21 protein-coding genes and 1 pseudogene are annotated in these 20908 nt (G+C 41.9%); 16 read left to right on the top strand and 6 right to left on the bottom strand.

Translation table 11 applies throughout. The features are described 5' to 3' along the window. Nucleotides 1-342: 342 nt before the first annotated feature. The gene (psbA, locus tag ACQFX9_RS08505; protein ID WP_236143883.1) at nt 343-1425 is read left to right on the top strand and encodes a photosystem II q(b) protein; all 1083 of its coding nucleotides are present in this window, start codon (nt 343-345) and stop codon (nt 1423-1425) included. 521 nt (nt 1426-1946) lie between these two features. On the opposite strand, the gene ACQFX9_RS08500 is transcribed toward psbA, so the two are convergent. Further along, a complete protein-coding gene (locus ACQFX9_RS08500) occupies nt 1947-2216 on the bottom strand; it encodes a hypothetical protein (protein ID WP_427161583.1) in 270 nt (89 codons plus the stop codon). A 150-nt stretch (nt 2217-2366) separates the two neighbouring features. Further along, nucleotides 2367-3514 (bottom strand): annotated as a pseudogene (locus ACQFX9_RS08495) (DNA cytosine methyltransferase). Between the two features lie 436 nt (nt 3515-3950). Between ACQFX9_RS08495 and ACQFX9_RS08490 the strand changes: the two are divergent. Genes ACQFX9_RS08490 through ACQFX9_RS08460 form a run of 7 tightly spaced genes read left to right on the top strand, consistent with a single transcriptional unit; the run spans nt 3951 to nt 7825 of the window. Next, nucleotides 3951-4286 carry a cation:proton antiporter subunit C gene (locus ACQFX9_RS08490; RefSeq protein WP_427161582.1) on the top strand — a complete coding sequence of 112 codons (336 nt, stop codon included), beginning with the start codon at nt 3951-3953 and terminating at the stop codon, nt 4284-4286. Further along, entirely contained in the window at nt 4286-5719 is a 1434-nt protein-coding gene (locus ACQFX9_RS08485) for a cation:proton antiporter (RefSeq protein ID WP_427162838.1), read from the top strand. The genes ACQFX9_RS08490 and ACQFX9_RS08485 overlap by 1 nt, the downstream gene beginning before the upstream one ends. After that, nucleotides 5716-6099 (top strand): Na+/H+ antiporter subunit E, encoded by a 384-nt coding sequence (locus ACQFX9_RS08480; protein WP_427161581.1) that lies wholly within the window; start codon nt 5716-5718, stop codon nt 6097-6099. Before ACQFX9_RS08485 ends, ACQFX9_RS08480 begins: the two co-directional genes overlap by 4 nt. Beyond that, nucleotides 6096-6353, top strand: coding sequence for a hypothetical protein (locus tag ACQFX9_RS08475; RefSeq protein WP_427161580.1), 258 nt, complete (start codon nt 6096-6098; stop codon nt 6351-6353). Before ACQFX9_RS08480 ends, ACQFX9_RS08475 begins: the two co-directional genes overlap by 4 nt. Further along, complete coding sequence (locus ACQFX9_RS08470) at nt 6350-6628, top strand: monovalent cation/H(+) antiporter subunit G (protein WP_427161579.1); 279 nt, start codon at nt 6350-6352, stop codon at nt 6626-6628. The genes ACQFX9_RS08475 and ACQFX9_RS08470 overlap by 4 nt, the downstream gene beginning before the upstream one ends. Then, entirely contained in the window at nt 6621-7166 is a 546-nt protein-coding gene (locus tag ACQFX9_RS08465; RefSeq protein ID WP_427161578.1) for a DUF4040 domain-containing protein, read from the top strand. Before ACQFX9_RS08470 ends, ACQFX9_RS08465 begins: the two co-directional genes overlap by 8 nt. Further along, the gene (locus tag ACQFX9_RS08460) at nt 7163-7825 is read left to right on the top strand and encodes a Na(+)/H(+) antiporter subunit B (protein ID WP_427161576.1); all 663 of its coding nucleotides are present in this window, start codon (nt 7163-7165) and stop codon (nt 7823-7825) included. Before ACQFX9_RS08465 ends, ACQFX9_RS08460 begins: the two co-directional genes overlap by 4 nt. A gap of 238 nt (nt 7826-8063) precedes the next feature. Here the strand turns inward: ACQFX9_RS08460 and ACQFX9_RS08455 are convergent, their stop codons facing one another. Then, the gene (locus ACQFX9_RS08455) at nt 8064-8219 is read right to left on the bottom strand and encodes a hypothetical protein (RefSeq protein WP_236143892.1); all 156 of its coding nucleotides are present in this window, start codon (nt 8217-8219) and stop codon (nt 8064-8066) included. A 371-nt stretch (nt 8220-8590) separates the two neighbouring features. Between ACQFX9_RS08455 and clpP the strand changes: the two genes are divergently transcribed. Further along, nucleotides 8591-9202 (top strand): ATP-dependent Clp endopeptidase proteolytic subunit ClpP, encoded by a 612-nt coding sequence (gene clpP, locus ACQFX9_RS08450; protein ID WP_427161575.1) that lies wholly within the window; start codon nt 8591-8593, stop codon nt 9200-9202. Nucleotides 9203-9427: 225 nt separating this feature from the next. On the opposite strand, the gene ACQFX9_RS08445 is transcribed toward clpP, so the two are convergent. After that, complete coding sequence (locus ACQFX9_RS08445) at nt 9428-10213, bottom strand: hypothetical protein (RefSeq protein ID WP_427161574.1); 786 nt, start codon at nt 10211-10213, stop codon at nt 9428-9430. 1211 nt (nt 10214-11424) lie between these two features. Here ACQFX9_RS08445 and ACQFX9_RS08440 point away from each other — a divergent pair. From ACQFX9_RS08440 to ACQFX9_RS08430, 3 genes are all read left to right on the top strand, one after another. Next, on the top strand, nt 11425-13776 hold the full coding sequence (locus ACQFX9_RS08440) for a ribonuclease R family protein (protein WP_427161573.1): 2352 nt from the start codon (nt 11425-11427) through the stop codon (nt 13774-13776). 179 nt (nt 13777-13955) lie between these two features. Further along, nucleotides 13956-14576 carry a flavin prenyltransferase UbiX gene (locus tag ACQFX9_RS08435; protein WP_427161572.1) on the top strand — a complete coding sequence of 207 codons (621 nt, stop codon included), beginning with the start codon at nt 13956-13958 and terminating at the stop codon, nt 14574-14576. A gap of 209 nt (nt 14577-14785) precedes the next feature. Then, nucleotides 14786-15484 carry a LapA family protein gene (locus ACQFX9_RS08430; protein ID WP_427162837.1) on the top strand — a complete coding sequence of 233 codons (699 nt, stop codon included), beginning with the start codon at nt 14786-14788 and terminating at the stop codon, nt 15482-15484. A 39-nt stretch (nt 15485-15523) separates the two neighbouring features. Here the strand turns inward: ACQFX9_RS08430 and ACQFX9_RS08425 are convergent, their stop codons facing one another. Further along, nucleotides 15524-15733: a hypothetical protein gene (locus ACQFX9_RS08425; RefSeq protein WP_236143899.1), complete on the bottom strand. Its 210-nt coding sequence runs from the start codon at nt 15731-15733 to the stop codon at nt 15524-15526. A gap of 575 nt (nt 15734-16308) precedes the next feature. Here ACQFX9_RS08425 and ACQFX9_RS08420 point away from each other — a divergent pair. The 3 genes from ACQFX9_RS08420 (at nt 16309) to argB (ending at nt 19584) form a co-directional block, all read left to right on the top strand. Continuing rightward, on the top strand, nt 16309-17910 hold the full coding sequence (locus ACQFX9_RS08420) for an NB-ARC domain-containing protein (RefSeq protein WP_427161571.1): 1602 nt from the start codon (nt 16309-16311) through the stop codon (nt 17908-17910). A 6-nt stretch (nt 17911-17916) separates the two neighbouring features. After that, nucleotides 17917-18456, top strand: a complete 540-nt coding sequence (locus tag ACQFX9_RS08415) for a shikimate kinase (RefSeq protein WP_427161570.1) — start codon at nt 17917-17919, stop codon at nt 18454-18456. 240 nt (nt 18457-18696) lie between these two features. After that, on the top strand, nt 18697-19584 hold the full coding sequence (argB, locus tag ACQFX9_RS08410; RefSeq protein WP_236143903.1) for an acetylglutamate kinase: 888 nt from the start codon (nt 18697-18699) through the stop codon (nt 19582-19584). A gap of 151 nt (nt 19585-19735) precedes the next feature. On the opposite strand, the gene ACQFX9_RS08405 is transcribed toward argB, so the two are convergent. Then, nucleotides 19736-20173 (bottom strand): hypothetical protein, encoded by a 438-nt coding sequence (locus tag ACQFX9_RS08405; protein WP_427161569.1) that lies wholly within the window; start codon nt 20171-20173, stop codon nt 19736-19738. A 173-nt stretch (nt 20174-20346) separates the two neighbouring features. Between ACQFX9_RS08405 and ACQFX9_RS08400 the strand changes: the two genes are divergently transcribed. Further along, nucleotides 20347-20865, top strand: coding sequence for a tetratricopeptide repeat protein (locus ACQFX9_RS08400; protein ID WP_103140145.1), 519 nt, complete (start codon nt 20347-20349; stop codon nt 20863-20865). Nucleotides 20866-20908: the final 43 nt, after the last annotated feature.

The following is a 20908-nucleotide window of genomic DNA, read 5'->3' as shown; positions in this document are numbered from 1 at the left end:
TTCATAAAACTTCATGTAGAGGCAGTGATCTTGAAAAACCCTGATTCCATCAGGGTTTTTGCTTTGAAAAATGTTGAGAAATATTACAGAAAAGTGTTTGCTTTTTATCTTCATAAAAGTACATAATTATTATTTATTAGTATTAAAGCTGAGAAGTTAAGTATTTAAAGGAAAAATAGACTTTTAAAAGTGTGAAGCGATCGCAATTAGCTTATTATTTGTTAATAACAATACAATAAACTTAACTAACAAAATAACGTAAATTCATGTAGACTTTAATTCGACGGGCATAAATTTACACGCCCAGTCAAAATTGATAAAAATTCAAGCAATTATAAACACATGACCACAACCTTACAACAGCGTCAAAGCGCAAGCGTATGGGGACGGTTCTGCAACTGGATCACCAGCACCGAAAACCGCATTTATGTCGGTTGGTTCGGTGTATTAATGATCCCCACCTTGCTAGCCGCTACCGTTTGCTTCACCATCGCTTTCATTGCAGCACCTCCTGTAGACATCGATGGTATCCGTGAACCCGTTGCAGGTTCTTTGATTTACGGAAACAACATCATCTCTGGTGCAGTTGTTCCTTCTTCTAACGCTATTGGTTTACACTTCTACCCCATCTGGGAAGCAGCTTCCTTAGATGAGTGGTTGTACAACGGTGGCCCTTACCAATTAGTAGTATTCCACTTCCTCATCGGTTGTGCCTGCTACATGGGTCGTCAGTGGGAATTGTCCTACCGCTTAGGTATGCGTCCTTGGATCTGCGTAGCTTACTCTGCTCCTTTGGCATCTGCTACCGCAGTATTCTTGATCTACCCCATCGGTCAAGGTTCTTTCTCTGATGGTATGCCCTTGGGTATCTCCGGTACCTTCAACTTCATGATCGTGTTCCAAGCAGAACACAACATCCTGATGCACCCCTTCCATATGTTAGGTGTGGCTGGTGTATTCGGCGGTTCTCTGTTCTCTGCAATGCACGGTTCTTTGGTAACTTCCTCCTTGGTGCGTGAAACCACCGAAACCGAATCTCAAAACTACGGTTACAAATTCGGTCAAGAAGAAGAAACCTACAACATCGTTGCTGCACACGGTTACTTCGGCCGCTTGATTTTCCAATACGCTTCTTTCAACAACAGCCGTTCCTTGCACTTCTTCTTGGCTGCTTGGCCAGTAGTAGGCATCTGGTTCACAGCATTGGGCGTAAGCACAATGGCGTTCAACCTCAACGGTTTCAACTTCAACCAATCCGTAATTGACTCCCAAGGTCGCGTTATTGCCACCTGGGCTGATGTCATCAACCGCGCTAACTTAGGTATGGAAGTAATGCACGAGCGTAACGCTCACAACTTCCCCTTAGACTTAGCATCTGATGAAGCTGCTCCTGTTGCATTAACAGCACCTGCTATCAACGGCTAATTCTTCCAGCTTTTAGCTAAATAAAAAGCGTTCCTCTCAGGGAGGGACGCTTTTTGCTTTTGATAAAGTTAGTAGTAAAGACTTTAGTCCTTAAACTCGCCAGGATTAAGAGAACACCAAAAAATAAATTATCCCAAATCAACAGCTTAGTAGGGTGCGTCAGTATGAATAATCTCTTGGTATAGTTAGGTTTTCTTACACTGACGCACCCTACAGTTTGGATATTTTTTTATCTGGAAGTCCCTAACTCTGAATATCTCTATATCTATCTCCATATCCCAATACGGTTCAGATAAGAAAAATAAATTTCAACCAAGCCAGCAAATGTTCACTCAACAAAAAACGAAAAAATGATTTTGGAGGGGGTTTGGGGGACGCAACCGTCCCCCAATCGGGGGCTTGGGGGAGAATCCCCCAAATCTTGCTCATTGTCTAATAGGCAGAGCAAAAATTGAGAAATTAACTCTCACCACCTTAACTGAACCGTATTGCTCTATATCCTAGTTAAAATTCCATCCAACCTAAACTGTAACTAATTCCTTGAGTTGACTTTGTGGTGGTTCACTCAAAGAATTATGAGTAGAAATAGGCTCATTTTCAAACCATACATGAGTTAATTCATACTCTGTAAATTCATAACCAAAAGTAGCGGCAAAATTCACTATTTTGTTTGTGTCCCAATGCCAACTACCTAACAGACCTCTGTTAGAACAATTATTAAAGTATGCTTCATAAATGGATGAATCTAACATCAAAACTTCATAAAAAGCATGAACTTGCTGTAACGACATAAAATTTTATCCCCGAAAGCTTTTATTTTTGTATTTAATAAGACCTACATTTAGTTGCCGAAATATTCCGGTTTGAATCTTCGAGCCTTAACGAGTCTTTATTTATTTAAAAAAATAAAATTACAGGGACAGCAATCGATTACTCTAGCCTTAGTAGTAAATTTGACCACTAAATAGAAAATCAATAATTGTTTGAGCTAATGCTTTTGATGCTAGATATGGCACACCATTACCTATAGTTTTAAACATATTAGTCAGTGACATATTTGCTGGCAAAACAAAATTTTCAGGTAAAGATTGTATCGCTAAAGCTTCCGCTACAGAAATCCGCCGTGCTTTGTATGGGTGTAGATGTACTTCATTATTACCGTAACAGGCTGTGGGTGAATAACGCCATCGATGTAGGCGTTTAAAAGATTTTTTAGAATCATCTCCTTCTGCAATACTGGTAAATTTTTTTATACCTGCTCTCGGTTGAAAATAATGATGAGCATGAGGATGCTCTAAAACATGATTTTTTCTGAACCAATATTCAACTGTTAATTCTTGAATAATCCCATCAGGACAAGGAACGATGGAATCTTCTTGAAATGGCTCACATTGACTCCAAGGGTAAGAAAAAATGTCTTCTCTCGGATAGAGAATATGATGAGACCAAGGAAAAGCTACTTCATTAAACTGCAAATTCTGATGATTGCTGATACCTATATCTGTTAATATTTTTTTTTGAACCCTAATAAGATAATCCTTTCCCTATCTTGAGGGACACCATACTCAATGGCATTAATTAACCTTTCTGTTAGTATATAATCTGCCTGTTTTAATTGTTGTTTGATGGATTCAAAAAAGAGTCGATGTTTTTTAGTCCGCCACAAACCTTTGACATTTTCAAACAAAAAGAAATCTGGTAAATTACGACAGATTAATTCTATATAGGCGGCTGTGAGTTTCCCCTGATTTCCTGCATATCCTCTATTTTTACCCCCAACTGAAAAATCAGGACAGGGTGGCCCACCAATGAACCCGACAAGATGATTTGATTGGCGACAACTTTGAACTAGTTCACATAGTTGCTGTGCTTGCGCGCCCTCAAACAGTTGAGTTACATCACCGCTTTCTCCATGATGATCTCCATATTCGGGCAATGGCAGTTTCATCATCTCTCGTGAATAACGGTATGCTGCCATAAATGGCGGGAAGATTTCATTGACATAAACAATATTAAAACCACTGGTGGCAAAACCTAAATCTAAAAACCCTGCTCCTGAGAAAAAGGAGAAGATACTAGGAATAAACATAACTTTTATATTTTCTCAAAAAATAAAATTTATTTAATAGCTAGTGGCTATTGAGAAAGAGCCTGCAAATATTCTATAAATTTAGAAAATGTGACGTTCCCGGATTCATCATAGCCGGACAATTTGCTGATTTATGGCAATATTCAATGATTTTCATCAGCTATTTTGATGATAGCAGATATACTCATTGATAGTAAAATTAGGTAATGTTTAGATTCTTTTAACATTTTTACAACAGACCAAACCTTTGAGTTTGGATAACTCATGCAACTGATGAGCATGAGTAAATTGTCAATTCATAAATTTCACCGTATGTCTAAAGCCCAAAATATTTACTGAAAAAATATCTATTAAGCTAACTCAAATAAATCTGAAATAAGCAACTAGCTTTCCTCCCAAGATTCTACAGCCTACCCTTACCCAAGCGATAATTCCTGTGTTAGAAGCCTGTGTATTTGCCACAATATTGTGCGGCTTTTTCGGCATTATTGTGAAAAAAAATCTGTTGATGAAAATCGTATCTATGGATGTGATGAGTACGGGGGTAATCGCCTATTACGTGCTGATCGCATCACGGGATGGTTTATTTTCGCCGATTGTGGGCAAAGTGGACAATCCCGCTTACTCTGATCCCGTTCCCCAAGCGGTAATTTTGACAGCGATTGTGATTGGTTTTTCTATTCAAGCATTAATGCTAGTGGGTGTGATGAAACTGTCACGAGATAATCCCACCTTGGAAACCAGTGAGATTGAGAAGAACAACACACCATGATCAACACCATAACGATCGCCTGGATTGCACTACCATTTTTCTTGGGGTTCTTGATTTTTATCTTCCCCAAACTCAATCGCCACCTTACATTGTGGGGTGCGATCGCTTCCTTTGCTTTCGGCTTACAGTTATTTTTCCAGCCATCGCCGATTCAACTCAACTTACTCGATAATTTCGGCGTAACCTTACAAGCTGATCAATTAAGCGGCTACTTTATCTTAACCAACGCTTTAGTAACAGCTGCGGTCATTATCTACTGTTGGTACAGCGATAAAAATGCTTTTTTCTACGCCCAGACAATTATTGTACATGGCAGCTTAAACGCGGCTTTTGTCTGTGCAGATTTTATTAGTTTGTACGTCGGCTTAGAGGTAAGCGGGATTGCCGCGTTTTTATTAATCGCCTATCCCCGCAGCGATCGCTCAATTTGGGTGGGTTTGCGTTATTTATTTGTTGGTAATACAGCGATGCTGTTTTATCTAGTAGGCGCGGTACTAGTTTATCAAACCCATCATTCCTTTGCTTATGCTGGTTTAAAAGGCGCACCACCAGAAGCGATCGCCCTCATTTTCTTGGGACTATTAGGGAAAGCGGGAATCTTTATTACAGGTTTGTGGCTACCTCTGACTCACTCCGAATCAGAAACCCCTGTCTCGGCTTTACTTTCTGGAATCGTCGTCAAAGCCAGTGTCTTACCCCTGTTGCGTTGCGCGCCTCTTTCCCCAGAACTGGATTTCATCGTCAGAGCCTTCGGTGTGGGGACAGCTTTGATGGGTGTATCTTGCGCTGTCTTAGAAAAAGATAGCAAGCGGATGCTCGCCTTTCACACCATTTCCCAATTAGGTTTTATTCTCGCCGCACCAGAGGTGGGGGGATTTTATACCCTCGCACATGGCTTAGTGAAATCATCCCTATTCTTCAGTGCAGGTGCATTACCCAGCCGTAACTTCAAGGAACTGCAACAAAAGCAGATCGATACCAAAATCTGGATAGCTTTAGTCATAGCCAGCCTCTCCATTTCCGGCTTTCCCCTATTATCTGGATTTGGGGCAAAGGTGTTGAGTATGAAAAATATGCTCCCTTGGCAAGCGATCGCCATGAATGTCGCCGCCGTGGGTACAGCCATATCCTTTGCCAAATTTATTTTTCTCCCCCACGCACCCCAAGAGGGATACACAGTTAAACCAGGTTTTTGGCTAGCCGTCACCCTGTTAATTGGTGGACTTTTTGCAGGTAATGTCATCTATCTTCAGGCATATAACATTACCAACATCGTCAAAGCCCTAGCCATCATTGGCATAGGTTGGTTAGCTTACATCTTCATTTTTAAACAAGTTGCTGTCTATCTCCCCCGTGTATTGGAAGAATTTGACCATTTAATTGGGGCGATGAGTCTGATTTTAATCCTACTGTTTTGGATGGCATTAGCATGATTGGGCATTTCATACTACGCATGGTGATTTGGCTACTACTCACAGCCAATTTCAGTTGGATCAATATTCTCATCGGTGTGATCATTTCTCTATTACTACCGCGCGGTGTCACATCCCCAGATAAATTAAAAGACTGGGTACAGGTAATTATCAAAACCCTAGTCGCCATTCCCGTGGCTTATATGGAAGCCTTTGAGATTATTTTCCGTCCCCATCAACACGAAGAAATCATTCTCGAACACGTCAAACCCAAGCGATCGCCTAATCTCGTGTTCTTGGATATTTTCATCATCACCTTTACACCCAAAACCATTGTCACCAAGTACCGCGAAGAAGGTTGGTACGAAGTCCACCAGATTCAACCAAGGAAAAAAGCATGAATTTGGAAATCGCCATCATAGCTATGCTTGTGGCTTTGCTCATCCCCATTTATGAAGCCTGGAAGACTGATGATGTCTGGCAAAAAATGTTGGCTTTAGCCAGCATTTCCAGCAAAGTCGCCATCATGATTTTGTTCGTTTCCGTCCTCCGCGATGATTGGATGATTGGCGTGGTAGCGGTGATTATTTTGAGTATCGGTAATGCTGCTTTGATGCTTCTAGCCCAAATTCTCAAACGCTTAAACCAAGTATGATCAACTTTTTTAGTTATACCTGTATCTTCATCGGTCTCATTTTCTGGTTTTGGGGAACGGCTCATTTAGTGAGCGATCGCTCAGTCCTCTTTAAACTGCATGGTCTTTCCGTCTCAGACACCCTTGGCTCAATGCTCATGATTGTGGGTTTGCTGCTCAAAATCCCCAGAGAATGGCCGCTACTCCTGCTCGGATTCATCTGTCTAGCTATGTGGAACACCATGCTGGGTTACGTATTGGCTTACTGCTCTACTCCAGAGGATCAAAATGACTGATAGCTATCTATATATAATTATTGCCCTCCTACCATTAGCAGCCGGTATGGTTGTCACTCAAGCCAATCCCTACCATGCTTTAATCATTCGGGGTGTATTAGGTGCTATAGCCGCAATGGTAGACGCAGTATTAGGCGCGGTGGATGTCGCTTTAACAGAAGCCTTGATGGGTACAATGTTGGCGATTACTCTCTACGCTGTGGCGGTACGTTCCTCAATGGTGATGCGTCTAGGGGTAATTCAAGATGAGTCAACTGAGACACCAGACGAAGATTCAGGGAAAGTGATTGAGACTTTACGCAATGTCGTCAAAAAACACTATCTCCGTCTAGAAATCGTCCCCTACACCAATACCCAAGCTTTGCAAAGGGCGTTGATAGACAAAGAAATTCACGCTACCTGTCTCCCTGGGGATAGAGAATATCACACCACAATTAGAATCCAACGCCTTTACGACATCATCAAAACCGAACTCCCCACACCAGCGACTAGCCTATCTTACGTAAACGTTTCCGACTTACAGGAGCAGCATTCATGAAATGGATCTACATCATTGCGGGGATAGCACTGTACGTCAAAATGCTAGTTATACCAAATCCCGCACTCAGTTCAACCCAAGCTGCGATCGTGCAAATGGTCGTTCAAGATAGTGGTGTTCCTAATGCAGTGTCGGGGATTATCTTCCGCAATCGCTTATATGACACCATTTTTGAGGTGATTGTTTTTACCATCGCTATCTTAGGCTCAAATTACCTTTTATCTAACGAAAATCCCTCTTGTAGCATCTATCAGTTCAAAGACCAACCTTCAATTGTTTTAGCCCGTTTAGGTGCAACAATTACCGCCTTAGTAGGAATTGAACTAGCGATTCGCGGACATCTTAGCCCTGGTGGCGGTTTTGCGGCTGGTGTAGCCGGAGGAACTGCGATCGGACTTGTCGCCATTACCTCATCCTATCCCTGGATGCAGGAAATTTACCAACGTTGGCACGCCGCCACCTGGGAGAAAATTTCAGTCTTAATTTTTATAGTCCTCTCAGTAATTACCCTAACAGGATACGAGTTACCACACGGACAATTAGGAGAATTATTCAGTGGTGGCATTCTCCCCATATTAAATATCATCGTCGCCATCAAAGTTGCCTTGGGTTCTTGGGCTGTGGTGTTGATTTTTATTCGCTATCGGGGATTGTTGTAAAGCGATCGCATCATCTGCTTGGACACACTATAATTCAGTTCGTAGTCAGAACTTTAGTCCTTTTCTTAAAAACTTGAGTTCTCACTACGGGAACACCAAAAAATAAATTATTCCAAATTCACACCTAGTAGGGTGCGTCAGTATGAATAATTTCTTGGTACAGCTAGGTTTTCTCACACTGACGCACCCTACATTTTGGATACTTTTTTATTTGGAAGTCCCTACAAACCTTGAATTATTAATGCCAAGAACGGAACAGCATACTAATAATCTGCACAGGCGTTTCTGTTGAGGGCGAAACTGCTCTATTTTGCATTTTGGGACTATTGTTCAGTCCTGCAATCACATACAGCAAGAAAGTGATGATGGCGGCTTGCACAAGTTTTGTCGGCATGGCAGGTCTCCCTCAGTTGATAACATTGCGATTAGGCTCGGCGAATTTAACTACACCCTGTCACCTTGTTTTACCGGATTTACACAAAATAAACAGTATCTTTGCTGATAAAAAGCTAAAAAAATCTTAAATATGAGATATTTGACCCCACAAAATCACGATTTATCAGCACATTTCCCTGGACGTACTCTCACTATAAAAAGTGCCTGTAAAGATGATTAGCATCTACCCCAGCACAGAAGCGCGCTAGTGGATAGTCGAAAAAATCTGTAGCTTCAGACGGATATCCATACCTCTACGCCCTGATTCAAGACCACAATCAGCCGTTGTCATCGATAAAATGGAATTTAAAATAGCTACAAGTACGCTGCATGACTATTCCTATCGTCATTGAACAATCAGGTCGCGGTGAACGCGCCTTTGACATTTACTCACGCCTGTTGCGTGAGCGAATTATCTTTTTGGGTCAACAGGTTGACAACAACATAGCTAACTTGATTGTGGCTCAATTACTTTTCCTGGATGCGGAAGACCCAGAAAAAGACATTTATTTGTATATAAATTCTCCTGGCGGTTCGGTGACAGCTGGCATGGGGATTTTCGATACTATGAACCAGATTCGCCCTGATGTCTGTACTATTTGTACTGGACTGGCTGCAAGTATGGGTGCTTTTCTCTTGAGTGCTGGCGCGAAAGGTAAGCGGATGAGTCTACCCCACTCGCGGATTATGATTCACCAACCTCTAGGCGGCGCACAAGGTCAAGCTACTGATATTGAAATTCAGGCGCGGGAAATTCTCTACCACAAGAAAAAACTCAATGAGTATTTAGCCGCACATACCGGCCAGCCACTTGAGCGCATTGCAGACGATACCGAACGCGACTTCTTTATGTCACCACAGGAAGCCAAAGAATACGGCTTGATTGACCAAGTAATTGACCGTCATTCGGCGGGTAGTCGTCCGGTAGCTGTTGTCAGTTAACAGTTAACAGTTAACAGTTAACTATTTTTTACTGAGAAGGGGGAAGGGGAAAATTAAGTTTTCCCCTCCCCTTTTGAATTCTTAGACTAACCAGCGAGTCATCGTTTAATTAACCTCTACACCCTTATACCAATTCTCTATGAAGTTTCGCTAACGCTAAATAGATGTAGAGACGTTGGATGCAACGTCTCTACAGTAAAGAATAAAGATTTATTGACGAAGAGATTAGAATCCTGCAATGGGATCAGGTTGCGATTCTAGGTATTTGAGAAAACTGTGTAATTCTTCTTCTGTTAGTAAAGTGCGTCCGCGTTTACCGTAGGTTGTAATTAAATACTCTCTTCCTTGTTCTGGTGTCCAGCCTAGTCGCTGCAACTCTACATCGGTTTTAGCTATGACATCAGATAAATCTACGGGTTCGGCTTTTTTCTTTTTCTTCCCAGTTCCAGATATTGGTGCAACGTTCTCTGGGGGATGAGAATTACGCGGTGTAAAGGGGGTAACGTTGCTGGGAGGAAGATCCGTTAAAGGTAAATTTTCTGCATCTGGAATAGACATTGGTGGTGTGTCTTCCATGATGGCACTGAGTTCCAATGCTGGGAAACTAATCTCTGGGTTGTAACTGGGAATAGGTGTATCAACTTTCACCGCAGTTTCATTGTGAGTGAGTGACCAGTGATTACTATCAGCGTGATTTTCTGTAACTGAGGAAACTGTAGATTCCTGAATGGGAGAATTGACAGGCTGAAACTGTGCTGTTGATTGTGGAGTAGGTGTTGAGACAGTTTGTACTGATGTTTGTGGTGTACTGGTCATTCCTAACACCATTAAGGCGCGCGTTCTGGCTTGGTCTTCAGCCGCTTCTATGGTTTCGGCGGCTGCCATACCTGTAGCACGGGTAACACCTTCTATCTGCACGCTGGCGCGAACAATAAATTTTCCCTGAAAAATTTCTACTAATTCAGAAACTAAACTGCCGTTGGGATACAAGCTCTGGAATTGAGCCAACATAATACTGCTACCAAATCTAATTCTAGAAAATTATGGAGTGAAAACTCATGGAATTTACACAACCAGACTTTTTAGCACTGCCAGAAAGTAAATTATTCTCTTCAGAAAATAAATCTGAGTGAGTGGAATTAATTTTGTCTTGGATGGTTTAGTAAATGTATTTTAACTTTACAGCCACTAAGTTTTGAGTGGGTGGAAAATATGATGAATACAATTAGACCACTATATCTTGGTGTTGCTAATATTTCTATTTTAGTGGTGGAGAAGCTGAGGGAGGATTGTTTGCCAAATCATGAGTAACAACTTGGTATTCTAGAGGCGATCGCTCTACTCAGATTGATCTAGCTGTAGCATTTGCTAGTGTATGGGATGATCATAGTTCATTTATTCTCAGTGCCTTGACTATTAATGCTATACTAATTACCCAATTCGAGATCCAGAACTATTTTCTGGAAGTACGCTCTAAATCTACAATAATGGAGTAATGGTTCTTCCTCACTGCTACTTAGCCTAGTACCTGATTGTTACTGATTCTTCATACGGACAAGTTGGGTAATTCGGCAGTTTTTTTCAGTAAAAAATCAGAGGCAAATCACGCAAAAGTACCCTCAACCTCGACCACAAAACACCTGTAGTTTCCCCTATGTGGCACTTTTTTGGGTGATGCGGCGACTCATTACCACACTAGACTCAAAATCAGTTGCGTAATTAACACTAACGGGAAAACTTTTTGTCAGCTTTACTTCATATAAGTTGGGTTCGATGAAGGTACTCAAACCTAGATTAACTCTGAAATGGTTATGCAGTGAGAAGTGCTTTGAGAGTGTACTCTCCAGGAAAGCCAGCTACACGGATCATCTGATGAACAGTGCTGAGTGTTGATTAGAAAAGCTACTGATGAGAAAAATCTTCTCTCCGTAAGAGGATTTTTTCTCCAAAGGTCAAGCATTCACTAAGTGTGACACTGTTGAATGCTTTCTACTTCAACTCAAAACTCAGCGTCTGCTAACCGCCCTGCTACAGTTAACACAACTCAGCACTGAGTAGCTAAAACGCATCTTCCCTGCTGGGTAGATGAACCTTGATGAGAATGTCGGGAACACGCCCTTGAGGCAATTCGTTTCCAGCTAATATACTGTAGTCCGTGAGGGCATACGGCAAAGAACCAGATTACACCAACATGATGTTTTGACCAAAGGTCGGTTCACTGCATGGAATTTTCAATCGCTACACTCCTTGCCAATTTCACCGATGATAAATTGGTAGCTCGCAAAGTTTTGGAAAAAAAACTCGGTTGCGAGGACGAAGAAAGTTTAGAAAAACTCCACATCACCTTGGAGGTGTTGGAGAAAATTGGGCTATTGGCAAAGGAACGGGGTAAGTATCGCCGCATTACAGAAGAAGGTCTAATTGAAGCTAAACTACGTTGTTCTAGTAAGGGCTTTTGCTTCGCGATTCAAGATGTCGAAGGGGCTGAGGATATTTATATCCGTGAAAGTCATTTGAGTAACGCTTGGAATGGCGATCGCGTTTTAGTCAGAGTCCTGAAAGAAGGTAGTCGTCGCCGTTCCCCAGAAGGGGAAGTTAAGTTAATTTTAGAACGTTCTAATCACACTCTACTCGCCCGGATTAAACAAGTAGACGGTGGTTTTCGCGCTGTTCCCCTAGATGATCGGTTGCTGTTTGAGTTAAAAATCTTAACTAACGGCATGAAATTAGAGGAAGCCCTCGACCACCTCGCCCATGTGGAAGTGCTGCGTTATCCTTTAGCCCAATATCCCCCCGTCGGTCGGGTAGTACAAATTCTCGGTAGTGACGCAGAAGCCGCAGCTGATATAGATTTAGTTACCTGTAAACACGATTTATCTCGGACTTTTTCCGATGCCATCCTCGATGCAGCTTCTAAGTTATCCAAACGGCTGCTCAAGGCTGACCTGAAAAATAAACTGGATTTACGTAATTTATTTACGCTTGCTATTACGGAAGTAAATAATGACCAGAAGGTAGTAGAAAATGCCTTCAGTCTAGAAAAAACTGTGGCAGGAAACTGGCAATTAGGTTTTCACATCGCCGATGTTTCCCACTATATCCAACCTGACGAAGCTTTAGACAGGGAAGCCGTAAAACGGGGTCGTTCAGTATATTTGGGTGATTTGGTGTTGCCCATGTTACCCGATTCTGTGGCAGAGCGTTGTTCCCTAGTTCCAAAAAGCGATCGCCTAGCCATCTCCTTTTTAATCACCTTCTCGGCTCAATCTGGTGCCGTCTTGGAATGGGAAATCCAACCGAGTGTAATTCACGTAGACACAGCCTTGACCAAAGCCAAAGCTGAAGGGGTATTAGCGGGAGAAGTGAAAAAAGAATCTCCCGATGTCATCGAACTATTACACAACTTAGTCAGCATTTCCCAAAGTGTGAGACAAGCCCGCCTCGCCCGTGGTAGCTTGCAGTTAAATCTCCCCTCCACTCAAAACCCCTACTTCGATGAAGGGATTTTAGGGGCTGTAGTGGTGGATGATTCCCCAGTGCGATCGCTCTTCACCGAGTTTGTACTGTTGGTGAATGAATTAATGGCTGTGCATTTAAATGCTTTGGGTGTTCCCGCCATCTGGCGGACTCAAGGTACACCCGATGCCGAAGACGTACAGGAAATGCTCAAATTAGCCATTAACTTGGGCGTAGAATTAGCACTAGACCCAGAAGTCGAAATTGAACCTTTAGATTACCAACACCTGACTAGAGCCTTTGCTGACTCCCCCTCAGAGCAAGTGTTGACTTATCTATTGCAAGATACCCTCAAACCATCGGTATACAGTACCACTCAGGGAAGTCACTTTGGGTTAGCACTCCCGCAATACATTCACTGCACTGCACCCCTGCGGCGTTACCCCGATTTACTCATACAAAGAGTGTATTATCAACTACTAGAACACGGACGCGATCGCCGCAACACCCGTGTCAAAGAACGGGTTAACCTGCGCCATTCCTCCAGCCACACAGAAATTAACTGGAACGTCCTCCCCCCAGAATTGCAGCAAGAACTGCAAAGCGATTTAACCAGGGTAATTGTCCAAATCAACGACAGGGAAAAAGAAGTCCAAGAAGCCGAAGCCGACTTAGCCGGACTGCAAAAAGCCCAACTGATGAAACAGCGCATCGGGCAAGTTTTTCAAGGTGTAATTACCGGCGTGCAATCCTATGGTTTCTTTGTGGAAATTGAAGTTCCCTCTGGAGATGCGGAAGTGAAGACTAATCCCGGCGTACCCTTACGGGTAGAAGGACTAGTTCATGTTAGTTCCCTCAAAGATGACTGGTATGAATACCGCGCCAGACAACAAGCCCTATTTGGCAGAAAAAATCGCGCTTCCTATAGATTAGGCGATCGCGTCTCCGTCCAAGTTAAAAGCGTCGATTACTACCGTCAGCAAATAGATTTAGTTACCGTAGGTAGCGATGGTTTAGTCAAAGGCTTAGGAGTTGGTGGTGTAAATGGTGATATTTCGGATATCTACCTAGCCAACGACCTTGAAGCCGATGATTTAGACCCTTATGCTGAGGAATAGTCAACAAGTGCGAAGTGCTGAGTTGAAAGTGTTGAGTAAATCGGCTATTCAAAAAGCATCTTGTGGAAAAATTGAACATCCACAAGCAACAAAGCATCTACCAAATTACTAACTAACTTCAAAACTCACTCAAAACTCAGCACTCAGCACTCACAACTCAGCACTCTCATAAACTAACGGTGACAAATCATAGCAAACCCCTAATTATCGGCGTATCAGGCGCATCTGGTCTGATTTACGCCGTTCGTACCCTTAAATATCTCCTAGAGGCCGACTATGAAGTTGAATTAGTCGCCTCTAAATCAAGTTACATGGTTTGGCAAGCCGAACAGGATATTCGGATGCCCCCAGAACCAAATCAACAGGAGCAATTCTGGCGCGAACAAGCCGGAGTTCCCCAAGCAGGTAACTTGCGTTGTCACCCTTGGAGTAACGTCGGAGCCAACATCGCCAGTGGTTCTTTTCGTACCTTGGGAATGATTGTCATTCCTTGCAGTATGAGTACCGTTGCTAAGTTAGCCGTAGGTTTGAGTTCCGACTTACTAGAAAGAGCCGCCGACGTTCACATCAAAGAGGGACGCAAATTAGTTGTTGTCCCCCGTGAAACCCCATTTAGCCTGATTCACCTACGAAATTTAACCACCTTAGCAGAAACCGGAGTTCGCATTGTCCCAGCAATTCCCGCCTGGTATCACAACCCACAAAGCATTGAAGACTTAGTTGATTTTGTCGTAGCGCGTGCCTTAGATCAATTAGACATCGACTGCATACCCATACAACGCTGGGAAGGGAATAAATGAGTTAAAAGTAAAAGAGTGCTGAGTAATGAGTGCTGAGTGCTGAGTGCTGAGTAATGAGTAATGAGTAATGAGTGGTTAGTAGTTAGTATTGATGGTTAGTGCCGAATTGGGAAACAAATTCTACCTTGTCTCCAATCCCCAATCCCCAATCCCCAATCCCCAATCCCCAATCCCCAATCCCCAATCCCCAGTCCCCAATCCCCAGATTTATGGCTGTAATTCGTTTAATTCTGTTAATAGCAATCATGGGAGGACTAACGCTGTTGTTAGTTCAAAATTGGTCGCCTGTGCTATCGCTAGTTTTTTTGGGTATGCGAAGCCAGTCGTTACCTTTGGCGTTGTGGATTTTGTTTAGTATGACTGCTGGTGCTGGCACATCTCTATTGATTACTAGCTTGTTTAGGCTGTCTAATTATTTTGAACCTAGTCAACAAATTCCCTCAACAACAGCTAGACGTAACACAACTAACAAGCGCGAACAATTTACCTCTGAACCATCAACACCCCCTCCACCTAAAAGCCAGCCAGAGTCTAGCAACAGGGAGAGATTTGACGAAGAATTTGACGATTGGGCAAATGAGGGTGCTAATGATGATTGGGATTTTGATGAGCAACCAACCCCATCACCCCAAGCGAATTCTGTTAACGAACCAAAACGCAACTCCACTGGTTACGAACGTCCCCAGCAACCCAACAAAGTTTCTCGTTCTGGTTCTACCTACTCCTATAGTTACCGCGAACCCAAAAACACCGCCGCAGGGAAAGCTGAATCAGTTTATGATGCTGATTACCGAGTCATCATTCCCCCTTATCAACAACCCACTAACGATGAGGTCAACAGTGAAGAGGATGATGATTGGAGTTTCTTTGAAGATGATAACTGGGAAAACGATCAACCGCGTAAATGAGGCAATTTGAACAAATTACGGTACTGGGCTTTAATCCCTTCAATATTCAAGCCTCATACCTTTTTGGCAAAGCTCGCGAGATTCTTGCTTAACATTACCGTTCATGGCAGCCTCTTGCAAAGTCATAAAGGCATTTAAATCTTCGATGTCATACCTAGTAGTTAATAGATAGCGTAGTTGATTTTCTGCCTCAACCGTCAGATAGCCAGTTACTAAAGCTTGTTGCACAACATCACGAATTCGAGTCATGGTTGATGCCTCATTCACACCACATTAATACATTCGGTCTAATAACTGGAAAATATGCAGTATTCTCTAAACCTCAAACTGATGAATAGAATTATTTGATGTCTTGAGTAAAACTGTCATTTTTTACACCTTTAATGGCAAATATCACGAATTACAGACTGTAAAATAATTGGAGATTTTATCGAAAGTCTGATTCAGAACTTTCCTTGGTAGACCTGAAATTGCGGACAGATTCCACTGATAAATCCTGGGATTTTTACCACTTAGGAATCATACTTTTTAACTTGGGTGTAACTTCTTGATTTTGTACTGTAAGTAACTCAGTAAAATGTACCAGTGAAACATTCTGTGAAAAGATAGAGCAACGGTAATTAAGTATGACGGCAGTGTTTCACTTAAAGTTTCAAACAAACTTTATAAATTTTCTATTAAGCCAACCATACCTAATAAGTAACTGCTTAGTCACCTAACAAAAGTTAGGAAATTCGTTAGAAATTTATCTCTGATTTATTCTGGCTTTATGGAAGAGTCGCTAATATATTGCCAAGGTTATATTAAATACATAGCGAACAGTAATGACAACATTTGATGCCAATCAAATAGAGGTATTTCTAGAAGCGGGAAAGAATTGGGAGTTAGAAAAACTATACATCGATTTAGCATCAACTAAAGGTAAGGCATTAACTCCTGTAGAAAAAAAATTTCTGAGAGGCTTACTTTGTGGATGTAGTCCAGCAGAAATTGCTAGTGTAGTGTATCAAAGTCGTAGTAGTAGCACCGTGAGAGTTTATTTATCTAACGGACTCTACAAATATATAGAAGAAATGTTAAGTAATCAAGCTGGAAACTCTGTTAAAGTCAAAAATTGGAGTCGTGTAACTTATTTACTGGAAAAAGCAGGGTATAAAAAAGATAAGTTGCAATTACAATCCATTAATGGCAATGGAAAAACTATCAAAGAACCAGAAAATAACTTAGTTCAATTTCAATCTACAGCCCTTATTGATTGGGGTGCTGCTGTTGATGTCAGTAATTTTCAAGGTAGAACAACAGAACTAGGAAAAATTAAACAGTGGGTTTTAGAAGATAATTGTCGGCTAGTGCTACTCTTGGGCATGGCTGGTATTGGGAAAACTGCTTTTTCCGTGAAGCTAGCACAAGAGCTACAATCGGACTTTGAGTATATTATCTGGCGATCGCTACGTCTTGCACCTACCCTAGAGAAGATATTAGAGCAACTGATTACGCTGTTATCTCCCGATCAACAGGATAAAAATGCTGACACAGTAGATGAGAAAATATCTCTATTGATAGATTGTTTACGTTCTAGCCGTTGTTTAATCGTTTTAGATAGTTTTGACTCAATATTAGTTAGTAATAATCAATACAACAAACACAGTAACTCCAATTCAGAAAACACTGATTTGACTTCTTTAATATTGCCAATTAAATATAAGCCAGAGTATGAAATTTATCAGGAATTAATTCAACGCTTAGGAGAATCGCAACATCAAAGTTGTGTCATCTTGACTAGTCGCGAGAAAACACCAGAAATCACAGCATTAGAGGGGCAGAATTTACCCGTGCGTTCCTGGAAACTGACAGGATTAGGTAAAAAAGCCAGCTTCTCAATCCTCCAATCTAAGGGATTGAATCAACTAACAGAGAAAGAATCTCAAATACTAGTTGATTGGTATGCAGGTAATCCCTTATTTTTACAATTGGCAGCCACAGCCATTCAAGACTTATTTGGTGGTGACATCAATGAGTTTATCAGCCAACGTACCATTGTCTTTGGAGACTTGCGTTTAATTTTAGAACAGCAATTTAATCGTCTGTCGCAACTCGAAAAAAATGTTCTGTATTGGTTAGCAATCAATCAAGATTGGGTTTCACTGAGTGAGCTAAAAGACAACATCATACCAGGATTATCACCAAGACTATCCCAGAGATTAATTTTGGATGCTGTAGATTTATTGCAAAAACGTTCTTTAATTGAACAACAAGCAGGCAGATTTTCACCAACTCCAGCCTTAATTGAGTATACAACTGAACGGTTAATAGAGGAAAATTTGAAATTAAGTGCTGCAAAAGAAGATTGCTTATTAATGCAGACGCTTTTGACAGCACACAACCAAAACCATACAGGCAAAAGCCGTCTGAAACTGGAGTTTTAAATTAGCGTGAGTAGTTTGTTACAAGGAGTTAATCTGTACTTAATTGGCATGATGGGGGCTGGGAAAAGCACCGTCGGGCAATTACTCGCCAAACAACTAGGTTATGGATTTATTGATACTGATAATGTGATTGCCCAGTCCGCCAAAAAATCGATTAATCAGATATTTGCAGAGGAAGGAGAAGCGGCTTTTCGTCAACTGGAAAGTGATGTGTTAGGGCAAGTTTGCGCTTATACCAAATTGACTGTTGCTACAGGCGGGGGTATTGTTCTCAAGCGAGAAAATTGGAGTTACTTACACCACGGTTTAATTGTTTGGTTAGATGCGCCAGTAGAGTTACTTTATACCCGTTTAGCTGAGGACACCACAAGACCACTACTACAAGACCCTGATCCCCAAAGTAAACTGCGATCGCTCCTAGAACAGCGTACACCCCTTTACAGTCAAGCTGATCTCAGAATTCACATCACCGAGGAAGAAACACCAGAACAAATAGTAGACAAAATCATGGCGGCGATTCCTAGTGTGTTGAGGAATAGTCAATAGTCAATAGTCAATAGTCATTAGTCATTAGTCATTAGTCATTAGTCAGCACTCATTAGGGAACGGGGAACAGGGAACAGGGAACAGGGAACAGAATCTTTAATTTTGAATTTTGAATTTTGAATTTTGAATTGATTAGCCCCATGCCCCATTAAAAAAGATATGTAATAAGGCATTGTGGCTGGGTAAAAAGTCTTCTACACTGACTTGCATAAATTATGTAAGTCTCAACATCTATTCACGATGGTCAACGATACTGAGTACATCAGGCAAACTGAAGCCACACGGGTGCGTGTTCTCAGCGAAGCACTACCTTATATTCAACAATTCGCCGGTCGCACTGTTGTTGTTAAATATGGTGGTGCGGCAATGAAAGACAGTACCCTTAAAGACCAAGTGATCCGCGATATTGTCTTTTTATCCTGCGTTGGCTTGCGACCAATTTTAGTCCACGGTGGCGGCCCGGAAATTAACAGCTGGTTAGATAAACTGGGTATTGAAGCACAATTTAAGAATGGTCTACGTGTTACCGATGCCCCTACAATGGATGTTGTGGAAATGGTGTTGGTGGGGCGCGTTAATAAAGAAATTGTCGCGTTAATTAACCAAGCTGGCGGTTTAGCTGTAGGGCTATGTGGTAAAGATGGTAACTTGATTACTGCCCGTCCCCAAGGTCAAGAGGGTATTGGCTTTGTTGGTGAGGTTAGTAACGTTAATATCAAAATTTTAGACACCCTAGCTAGTAATGGTTATATTCCCGTAGTCTCTAGCGTGGCGGCTGATGAGACGGGACAGGCATATAACATTAATGCGGATACAGTAGCCGGAGAAATCGCTGCTGCACTAGGGGCAGAAAAATTGATTTTATTGACTGATACTAGAGGGATTTTGAAAGATTACAAAGACCCCTCGACGTTAATTCCCAAAGTTGATATTCGGGAAGCGCGAGATTTAATTGCTAGTGGTGTGGTAAGTGGTGGGATGATCCCCAAAGTCAATTGTTGTGTGCGATCGCTAGCCCAAGGTGTCCGCGCCGCCCACATCATCGACGGCCGCATCCCCCACGCCCTACTACTGGAAATCTTCACCGATGTCGGGATTGGAACGATGATTTTAGGTTCGTTGATTTAAAGGGGTGTAAGGGTGTAAGGGTGTAGGGGTGTAAGGGTGTAAGGGTGTAGGGGTGTAAGGGTGTAAGGGTGTAGAGAGATATTTACACCTATTCCCAATGCCCAATGCCCAATGCCCAATGCCCCATGCCCAATGCCCCATGCCCCATGCCCTATCTCCTCCATCCTGGATAGATAATCACACGCGATCGCCTGATTGGTGTCCGTTGCCAAGAGTTATTAATAATCACCGGATTTATCAGTGTGGAATTATTGATGATGGGATTTACCAAGGTCGGATTAAACAGCGTAGTATCATTAATTACTTGCTGTCTGACTGGAGGATAAGGGTGATAATTGCCGATACTTCTAGGCTGTACATTGATTGTTCGAGGATGCACATTGATTGTTCTGGGATGTACAGGTATCCGATTGTTTAAGGGACTGCCATAGGTGAAATAACCATCTGAAGTTGTTTGGCTATATCCAAAAGAGTTATTCCCATCAATCACAAATACTTGTTGTGCCGATGCTGGGCTAATTGTGGCGTTAATCATTGCTAAAGCCAACCCTGTACCCAAACAACCGAGAGAATACTTAAGTTTCAGCATATTTACTGACCTAATTTTGATAATCTCAATTTTTATTAAGAAAATAACGGCATTTACTTAGATAGAATTTTAAAAGTTTCTTGAGTCGAAAATTGCCGAGGTTTAATAAAGATTCCAAGAAGATTAGGACACTTGGCAAAATGAAAGCAGTGCTGATTGGTGGGTAAATCGTGGTGAATACAGAAAGTTTAGAACTAGCTAAAACTAGATACCAAGCCGGTAAAATTGCTTTTGAAAATGGCAAATATCGGGAATCTGTAGAAAATCTAGAGAAAGCCAGGGATTTATTAGAACGTAATTCCCGTTTAGGGGGTGAAGTTGAGATTTGGTTAGTCACAGCCTATGAAGCAGCCGGACGTACAGAAGATGCGATCGCACTGTGTCAACAACTCCGTCGTCATCCTCACTCAGAAACCCGCGATCAAGCACGCAGGTTAGTTTACATCCTGCAAGCACCAAAATTGAAAAGACCTAGTAATTGGATGACGGAAATTCCAGATTTGGCGGCAATATCAGATAATGAAGCCAAAATTCGCATAGCACCCAAACCGCGTCCATCTACTCAACGTAAACCACCAGAAAAAGAATTTGTTGATCTAAGTCAGGTCAATACTAAAGATAATCGCTTTATTTGGGTGGCATTAGTTGCTATTGGGTTAACAATTTCTTATTTGGTTTGGCAGGGAATTTAGGGGACTGGGGACTGGGGACTGGGGATTGGGAAGAGGTTGGATT

Origin of the sequence: Aliinostoc sp. HNIBRCY26, from assembly GCF_050235535.1 — a bacterium.
Taxonomy (GTDB): Bacteria; Cyanobacteriota; Cyanobacteriia; order Cyanobacteriales; family Nostocaceae; genus Trichormus.
Note: the sequence above shows the minus strand (reverse complement) of the source record. Positions and strands in the feature narration are given on the sequence as shown.

Bases quoted from the DNA above. Each gene is read 5' to 3' on its own strand.
- psbA (WP_236143883.1), top strand. From the start codon at position 343: ATGACCACAACCTTACAACAGCGTCAAAGCGCAAGCGTATGGGGACGG.
- ACQFX9_RS08500 (WP_427161583.1), bottom strand. From the start codon at position 2,216: ATGTCGTTACAGCAAGTTCATGCTTTTTATGAAGTTTTGATGTTAGAT.
- ACQFX9_RS08480 (WP_427161581.1), top strand. From the start codon at position 5,716: ATGATTGGGCATTTCATACTACGCATGGTGATTTGGCTACTACTCACA.
- ACQFX9_RS08475 (WP_427161580.1), top strand. From the start codon at position 6,096: ATGAATTTGGAAATCGCCATCATAGCTATGCTTGTGGCTTTGCTCATC.
- ACQFX9_RS08470 (WP_427161579.1), top strand. From the start codon at position 6,350: ATGATCAACTTTTTTAGTTATACCTGTATCTTCATCGGTCTCATTTTC.
- ACQFX9_RS08465 (WP_427161578.1), top strand. From the start codon at position 6,621: ATGACTGATAGCTATCTATATATAATTATTGCCCTCCTACCATTAGCA.
- ACQFX9_RS08460 (WP_427161576.1), top strand. From the start codon at position 7,163: ATGAAATGGATCTACATCATTGCGGGGATAGCACTGTACGTCAAAATG.
- ACQFX9_RS08455 (WP_236143892.1), bottom strand. From the start codon at position 8,219: ATGCCGACAAAACTTGTGCAAGCCGCCATCATCACTTTCTTGCTGTAT.
- clpP (WP_427161575.1), top strand. From the start codon at position 8,591: ATGACTATTCCTATCGTCATTGAACAATCAGGTCGCGGTGAACGCGCC.
- ACQFX9_RS08445 (WP_427161574.1), bottom strand. From the start codon at position 10,213: ATGTTGGCTCAATTCCAGAGCTTGTATCCCAACGGCAGTTTAGTTTCT.
- ACQFX9_RS08440 (WP_427161573.1), top strand. From the start codon at position 11,425: ATGGAATTTTCAATCGCTACACTCCTTGCCAATTTCACCGATGATAAA.
- ACQFX9_RS08430 (WP_427162837.1), top strand. From the start codon at position 14,786: ATGGCTGTAATTCGTTTAATTCTGTTAATAGCAATCATGGGAGGACTA.
- ACQFX9_RS08425 (WP_236143899.1), bottom strand. From the start codon at position 15,733: ATGACTCGAATTCGTGATGTTGTGCAACAAGCTTTAGTAACTGGCTAT.
- ACQFX9_RS08420 (WP_427161571.1), top strand. From the start codon at position 16,309: ATGACAACATTTGATGCCAATCAAATAGAGGTATTTCTAGAAGCGGGA.
- argB (WP_236143903.1), top strand. From the start codon at position 18,697: ATGGTCAACGATACTGAGTACATCAGGCAAACTGAAGCCACACGGGTG.
- ACQFX9_RS08405 (WP_427161569.1), bottom strand. From the start codon at position 20,173: ATGCTGAAACTTAAGTATTCTCTCGGTTGTTTGGGTACAGGGTTGGCT.